Genomic DNA, 1,098 nt, shown 5'->3' with positions numbered 1-1,098 from the left:
GAATCGAACAAAACAGCGGATCGGCGACGGCTGTTTCTACGGTAGCGAATTGTTATTGCTGCATTTTTCGGAGAATCGTGGGATTTTGCGCCGGTCGTGGAAAACATCCCCGCAGACGTTCTTGGGCGAAGAGCGCGCCAAAAAAGGCGCTGCTAATTAGCTCTTTGACACAGGAAGTTTTGACAGATTGGCCCCCTTTGTCGGTGGCGATCGCACACTCTGGAGATTGGCCGAGGCATTTCTCCCTTCGTCATCCTGGGGCGGAGCAAGGAGCGAAGCGACGCAGCGCAGACCCCAGGATCCATGCCGTGATGTTTACGTGTCGCAACGGTGCAAGCTCTGTTTCAGTTCAGCGCACCCCTTGGCGACTGCACTCGTCGAACGGCCATCCTGAGCCGCTGCATTCTTTGGCTGATGTCATGGCATGGATCCCAGGGTCTTCGCGACGTCGCTTCGCTCCTGCTTCGCCCTGGGATGACGAGGCCGGGAAGGCTTCGAAACCAGGCTTTGCAAGGGAGTCACGAGAAGAATTCGCCGGACTTGCCCTGCGAAGCGCGAGGCGCAAATCAGAATGGCGGAGAGGATGGGATTCGAACCCACGAGAAGCTTTTGACCTCTACTCCCTTAGCAGGGGAGCGCCTTCGACCACTCGGCCACCTCTCCGTTGCGCCGGTGGATAAAGAAAAGCGCCGGCACAATCAACAAGCCTGCGCCATTATCATTGAAAAAACCGGCTTCTGTCGAAACGGCGCTTTCGCGATGCGGCGATTCTGCGGCAATCCGTTGGCCGGCGACTCGGCGCATCGTCGCAATTCCGACGGGCTATCGCCGGAATCGGCCGGATTGCAAGGGCTCGCAAGCGAGGCGATGGTTAACGGGAGCTTTCTGAGTGAGGCCAAATCGTGTCATTTGTGCAACAACGTTTGGGGATAGCACCCGCACAGCCCTTTTGCCGGTACGATGGTGGTTGAACGCCGCCGCCTCATGGGTAATGTCGAGTTCGAAGGAGCGGCGCGGTGCGCATCTTTTTCGGTAGTGGGGATGGGGCAGGGAACGCTGTCCTTCAGCAAAGAATACCCAGACCCGTTTTTTAACTTT

General features: G+C 57.4%; 1 protein-coding gene and 1 tRNA gene. Both read right to left on the bottom strand.

Annotation, left to right across the window (positions count from 1 at the left end):
- Positions 1-572: 572 nt before the first annotated feature.
- Positions 573-663 (bottom strand) — tRNA-Ser (locus tag EOB36_RS33880).
- Positions 625-804: a hypothetical protein gene (locus EOB36_RS33875; protein ID WP_095483127.1), complete on the bottom strand. Its 180-nt coding sequence runs from the start codon at positions 802-804 to the stop codon at positions 625-627. Before EOB36_RS33875 ends, EOB36_RS33880 begins: the two co-directional genes overlap by 39 nt.
- Positions 805-1,098: the final 294 nt, after the last annotated feature.

The organism is Mesorhizobium sp. M6A.T.Cr.TU.017.01.1.1, assembly GCF_004023115.1.
Lineage (GTDB): Bacteria > Pseudomonadota > Alphaproteobacteria > Rhizobiales > Rhizobiaceae > Mesorhizobium > Mesorhizobium mediterraneum.
The sequence above is the reverse complement of the archived record's forward strand: the minus strand, read 5'-3'. Positions and strand labels throughout refer to the sequence as shown.